This window comes from Massilia psychrophila (assembly GCF_002760665.1).
Taxonomy (GTDB): Bacteria; Pseudomonadota; Gammaproteobacteria; order Burkholderiales; family Burkholderiaceae_D; genus JAFCUW01.
Map to the genome: position 1 here is coordinate 134,025 of NZ_PDOB01000010.1, position 6,000 is coordinate 140,024.

Here is a 6,000-nt window from a genome sequence, read left to right on the forward strand (position 1 = left end):
GCTGGAAAACGGCCACGCCGGACCCGGGATCAAGACTTCGCGGTGCGGCTGAGTGCAGTTTCGGATGCGGTCCATGCGTGGCGAGGACAGTTTCCGTGAGGATGAAATAACAGCATGTCAAAATATCTAGGCCTGTATCTCGACCGGGTGTTGTACGCGTTTGCAGCTTACGCCATGCCTGCCTTGATTGCGTTGGTGACCATAATTGCGTTGTCGACGTGGCAGAGTTTTTTCCCCTATTCCCCCGCCAAACCCTTGGCGTTGCGCGTCGTCGAAGAGCCGGGCCAAGCATTATCGCCGGCCCAGGCACAGCAACTGCTCGCTGGCCGCCCGGCAGTACAGCGCCATGAAACCCGCCGTTCCGAAAAGCCGGTCTGGTTCCAGTTCGGCATTGGCGCCACAGAGAACAACGGGCCGATCATGGCCGAGTTTCCGTCCAGGCACGCAATCGATACCGCTTGCTGGAATGCACAGACCCTGGCGCCGCTCGGCGCTGCCGACCGCCAGCGTGCAGTCGGCGGCGTTGGCGTCATCAAGGCGGGGTTCGCGCTGACGCTGGAAGCGGCCGCGTTCCCCCGCCAGGTGCTGTGCCGCGCCGAATTTATCGGACCGGCACGCCTGACTGCGTTCGAATGGCCGGCGGCACAACTGCGCGTTGCAGCAGAGGAGTACCACCGCAGCGCCGGCTTGCTAGATGGGGGACTGCTGGTGCTGGCGGTCTTCATGCTGGTAACGGCAGTGATCAATCGCAACAGTATGTACGTCATTTTTGCAACATGGCTGGTCGTGAACCTGCGGGTGGCCGGGCTATCGGTCGGATGGGACTTCCAGTGGCTGGGGATGACGCTGCCGCCTACGTGGATCGGTTACGTCCGGCCGCTGACGTTGGCGGCCTATTATGTCTTGACGATTACCCTGTTTCGCACCTTGTTCAAGGACGGCCTTGCAAAAGTCGGCTATGCCGCGTTGCTCAGATTCTCGCAATGGACTTGTGTGCCTTTGTTGGTGATGTCGCTCATCATCCCGTACGAGACTTTTCTGCCAATCATCTGGGTTGCCGCAAGCCTGAGCATTGGCGTACTGCTGTTTTTCCTCGTCCGTATCCTGTTGGTGACGCGCTCGCCGGTGGCGATCTGGTACGGCGCTTCGATCTGCATCACCCTGTTTGCCAGCATGTCCGAAGTAATTACCGCCGCTTTCGGCTTTACCGGCCTGATTGGCTCGGTCAACAGCGTCACGGCGGCGCTGTCGTCGAGTTTGCTGGCGGCGCTCGCCATTGCCGAGCAAATGCGGCAGGAGCACAGGCAAAATGTCGAAGCGCAGGCTGAACTGGAACACACGTATGAAGCGATGCCGGTTGGCCTGTTCACGCTCGACCTCGATGGCAACTTCCTGAGCAAGAATCCGGCCCTGCTTGCCATGATGGGCGGGCCCGAGTGGGCGCCGTCGACGTCCTGGGGCGCGTATTTTGACGAGGCCGCCTGGCAACAGTTGCACACCATGGTGCAGACGCAATCCGATGGCGAGCTTGAAATCAACGGTCACACAACGCCCGGGACCGAAAGCGGCAAGCGCTTCTTGATTCGGGCTACACTTGCGCGCGGCAAGATCGAAGGGTCGCTCCAGGACATCACCGAGAAGTCGAAGGCCATCGAGGACCTGCGTTTCATGGCCGATAACGATCCGCTGACCAAGGTGTGCAACCGACGCGGCATTGAAATGTTTTATCACGGCGCGCTGCGCGAGTTGACGCAGCTGAAATCCGCCAGGCCGCTGGCGCTTGCGTACCTCGATCTCGACCGCTTCAAACTCATCAACGACCTGTATGGCCACGGCGTCGGCGACGAGGTGTTGAAGCAAGTATGCGCGCGCATGTCCGGCATGCTCACCGAAAATTACTGCATCGGCCGGGTCGGCGGTGACGAATTTGTCATCGCCATGCCCGATACCACCGTGGCGCAGGCGGCCCGGACCTGCCGGGGCATTATCGGCAGCATCAGCGAAATGCCTTACCGCATCGGCGACAAGGCATTCCACGTGCGCGTTTCCGTCGGCCTGATCGAAGTGGCGCCAACATCGTTGCTCAAGGACGCCTTGTCGAGTGCCGACCGGGCCTGCCGCGAAGCCAAAACCAGCCTCAACGGCGGTTTGGTGGTGTACGAGAAACACGCCGCAGCATTCATCGAGCGCGAAGCGGAGCTGGACCTGGTCGAACGGCTGGCGAGCGGCAGCGTCGTCGACTGCCTGTTCATTGAAATGCAGCCTATCATGTCGCTCAATGCGCCGTGTGAGACGCACAACTTCGAGGTACTGCTGCGCGTGCGCGACCATGATGGCACGGTAATACCTGCCGAGCGGATCATCGGCGCCGCTGAAAGCAGCGGACAGATCGGCGTGATCGACCGCTGGGTCATGACGACAACGCTGGCCTGGATGACGGCCAACTACAACCATTTGGGGCGCACGCAATTCGTCTGCATGAACTTGAGCGGCGCTTCACTCAACGATGAGCGATTCGCCGAAGATGCGTTCGCCATCCTCGAGCAAAACCTGCACGTGGCCAGTCGCCTGTGCCTGGAAATCACTGAAAGCGTGGCGTTGCAGGACCTTGAAAACACGCGCCGCTTCATCGACCGGGTGCGCAGTTACGGCGTCAAAGTGGCACTTGACGATTTTGGCGCCGGCTACACCTCATTCTCCTACCTGAAGGAGTTGCCCGCCGACCTACTGAAAATCGATGGCAATTTCATCGTCAACCTCAACGCGCACCCGGCCAACGTCGCCATCGTGCAAGCCATCGTCAAACTTGCCATGAACTTTGGCATGAAGACCATCGCCGAGTGGGCGGAAGACTGTGCAACCGTGCAGACGCTGGCCGGGATCGGCGTCGATTACGTGCAGGGTTACGCCGTTGCGCGCCCCGGCGACCCGTCCTTGATGCTCGGGGTCGAATCATCGGCGAGCTTCATTGTCGATCCGCAACTGCTGGCATTTGTCGAAACGCTCGACAAGCCAATTGGTCCCCGGCCCCAACTGGTCAATGTCATCAATTTCAAAAAGCGCGACGACAACGGCGCATGACGCAGACCGTGAGGGCGATACGGGAAGAGGGCGCTGCCCGAGGACTGCGGTGCGCAATGGCGCGAAAGCGGCTTATCGCAGCGGGCATGACGCCTGGTCGCGCGAGAACGCCAGGCCGGCGCTGTTAGCAATATCAGTCAAGCGTGCCGTGACTGCGCTGTCGGCGTGCATGGGCGGCGGGTCCGCGCGTGGCACTATCGGGCGTCGGCCAGGCAGTGGCCCATGGGCGCGGCAAGCCGCGTTTTTCAATGAGCACCGGCCACGCGGTATTGCCGCTACCGAAACGCTGGAAAGTTGCATGAGCGTCGTCGATTGACAAGTTCGAGCAACACGTTAAATACCATTGACGGAAGAACTGTCTTGGAAACGGTACTGATTACTTGCAGATGAACGCAGCGCGTATCATTGCGCCAAAACTTCGCATAATTTATATTATGTAAAATGACGTCGGTGCGTGGCTAGTCGACCCGCGTGCCACGCCACTCTTCATCCTGTCATAAGATGCCCTTGCCGTTCACCGAAGCGATGATCTCGTCGTGGCGCTGGTGATCGGTCTTGTGTAGGTACGCGGCAGTCGTGGCGATGTTGGCGTGGCCGGCCGTGTCCTGCAGGGTCTTCAATTGAACGCCATTGTTGGCGTGATTGGTCAGCATGCTGTGGCGCAGCCAGTGGGTCGACGCGTTCCTCAGGACGGCGGCGGTATCGCTGTCGCCGGTGGCGGCCGCGGCCAGGCCGGCGGCGCCAAATACCGCCTTCAGCGCTTCAGAAGCAGCTTCGTCGGTGAGGCGCGCGAGCGCGCGGCTGCGGCTCGACAGCACCAGCGGCGTGGTGTCGGTGCGGCTTGTCTGCGGCAGCAGGCCGAAAGCCTCGCGGTAATCGCGGAAGGCCGTCAGCATCTCCGGCGGTACCGGCAAACGGCGCGGCTTGTTTCCCTTGCCCATGACGTCAAGCCACCAGCGGCCGGCGTCCTCGGTGTAAATCGCTCCCATGTTGGCGCCGACGATCTCGTTCAAGCGGGCGCCCGTATGCGCGAACGCCACTAGCAGGAAGCGGTCGCGTTCGCGTTGCCTGAGCGCGGCAGGCGTGCCGGCAACGCGTCCGGTGACCGTCGCCAGCGCCAGGGCAATTGCCTGCTGGGTCAGGTAGCGTGTAATGCGGCTTGCATGCTGCGCCCTGACGTTCCTGACCAGCCTGGCCGGGTTGCGCCGCAGGTAGCCGGTCTGTTCGGCGAATGCCAGCAGTCCCTTGACGGCAATCATTGCCTGGCGCCGGCTGGCATCCGACAGCGGCCCCGTGAACGGCCGATAACGCGGATCGCTACGCGGCCACTTTGTCCTCGATATCCAGTCCGGCGGCGGATTCCTGAGAAATTCCTTATAGCTGTTCAGGTCGGCCACGCTCAGCTGGTGGAACGATCTTCCTGCCTCCTCCCGGCACCAGGTCAGGAAGCGGTACAGCTCTTTTTGCGTATTGGCGATCGACTTGGCGCTCAACTCGCCATGTTCGATGAATTCCCGCGCTATGTCGCTGTCGGTGGCGGCATCGGTAATGGCGTCGTCGGCGACTGGGCGGAAAATGCCGATGTCCGGGCGTGGCCGCGCGCTCACCTTTGCCGTGTTCGCGGGTGATGGTTCGAGGTCGATGGGTGCGAATTTATGCATGGGAAAGTTCGTCATACTGTATTAACGTACAGTATAGCATCCTTGCCAGCATCGCTTTTTAACTCGACAATATAGTTGGTAATGTCGAGTATAATTAACTTTATGGATGGCGTAGCGCGCAACGGTGTTCCCGGCGGCTGAGTTTTTCCTCGCGCCATCGCCATACGAAAAAATTACTTCGGTCAATTTTAGTCGATTCTGGCCAGAATTCCAACCCCATGCTTCTCCCCTGCTTGAACCGAGCAAGCCCATTTTGCGCCACCCGCTTCGCTGTCCTGCCTTGGCCTGCCCCATCCTGCTCTGGTCGGGCTTGTCAGTCAATGTCCCCTCCCCCGTGGCCATCCAGTACGCGCATCGCACTGCGATTGGTTCTGCCGATGCGGGAGCGTTGATCGAGTCGCTGTCGACGTCTTGATAAAAAACCCGCGCTTTCTGAGAAAACACGGGTTTTTTGTCGTTCCTGGCTCAGCTTGCCCGGTGGGGCCAGCGGTCCCCTTACAGCTTGAACGACAAGCCGAGGTTGAAGCGGCGACCGGACTCCGTGACTTCCTGGCGGTACGGATTGTTGGCCTCGGTGTAGACAACCTTCTGGTTGGTCAGGTTGTCGACACCGAAACGCAGCTGGATCTGTGGCGTGAGCTGCTTGGCCAAGGCGAGACCGACCCAGGTCTCGGCGCCGTTTTCGAGCAGGTTCGGCGACCAGCCCGGGTTGCGCACGAACTTGCTGTGGGCATTGGCATTCAAGCGCGCTTCGTAGCCGTTCTGCTCGTACCACACGGTCACGCCGCCGTTGTGCTTCATCAGGCCTTCGATCGGAAATGGATTGCCGACCAGGATGTTTTCCTTGATGTCGCTGGAAGTGTACGAATAGTTGCTGGCGATGCCGAAGCCGCCGGCGAACAGTTGCTGGTACACCAGCTCGGCGGGTTCCGTCGCATTAGCGGATTCCTGTCGGTCTTGAGGTAGACTGCGATGCCGTGACTTTGAACGAATCGACATGCTCAACCTCAAAGGGATGCGTTTTCCGATCGATGTGATCTTGGTTTGTATCCGTTGGTATGTGGCTTATCCACTGAGCTACCGGCATCTGGAAGAGATCATGCAAGAGCGCGGCGTGTCGGTCGACCACTAGTCGATCAACCGTTGGGCGATCCGCTTTTTGCCGCTCATCGAGAAGATGGCCTGCAAGCACAAGCGTCCTGTAGGCGCCAGCTGGCGAATGGATGAGACCTACATCAAGGTCAAGGGTGTCTGGAAA

Annotated in this window: 3 protein-coding genes and 1 pseudogene; 2 read left to right on the forward strand and 2 right to left on the reverse strand. The window is 60.1% G+C overall.

What is annotated here, in order from left to right; all coding sequences use genetic code 11:
- Positions 1-114: 114 nt before the first annotated feature.
- Positions 115-3,081: a putative bifunctional diguanylate cyclase/phosphodiesterase gene (locus CR103_RS08860; protein ID WP_099915618.1), complete on the forward strand. Its 2,967-nt coding sequence runs from the start codon at positions 115-117 to the stop codon at positions 3,079-3,081.
- Between the two features lie 494 nt (positions 3,082-3,575).
- Here CR103_RS08860 and CR103_RS08865 read toward each other — a convergent pair whose 3' ends face one another.
- Positions 3,576-4,742: a tyrosine-type recombinase/integrase gene (locus CR103_RS08865; RefSeq protein WP_099915619.1), complete on the reverse strand. Its 1,167-nt coding sequence runs from the start codon at positions 4,740-4,742 to the stop codon at positions 3,576-3,578.
- 495 nt (positions 4,743-5,237) lie between these two features.
- Complete coding sequence (locus CR103_RS08870) at positions 5,238-5,657, reverse strand: TonB-dependent receptor (RefSeq protein WP_229442956.1); 420 nt, start codon at positions 5,655-5,657, stop codon at positions 5,238-5,240.
- 82 nt (positions 5,658-5,739) lie between these two features.
- Here CR103_RS08870 and CR103_RS08875 point away from each other — a divergent pair.
- Positions 5,740-6,000: pseudogene (locus CR103_RS08875) on the forward strand (IS6 family transposase); the annotation flags it as partial.

Bases quoted from the DNA above. Each gene is read 5' to 3' on its own strand.
- CR103_RS08860 (WP_099915618.1), top strand. From the start codon at position 115: ATGTCAAAATATCTAGGCCTGTATCTCGACCGGGTGTTGTACGCGTTT.
- CR103_RS08865 (WP_099915619.1), bottom strand. From the start codon at position 4,742: ATGCATAAATTCGCACCCATCGACCTCGAACCATCACCCGCGAACACG.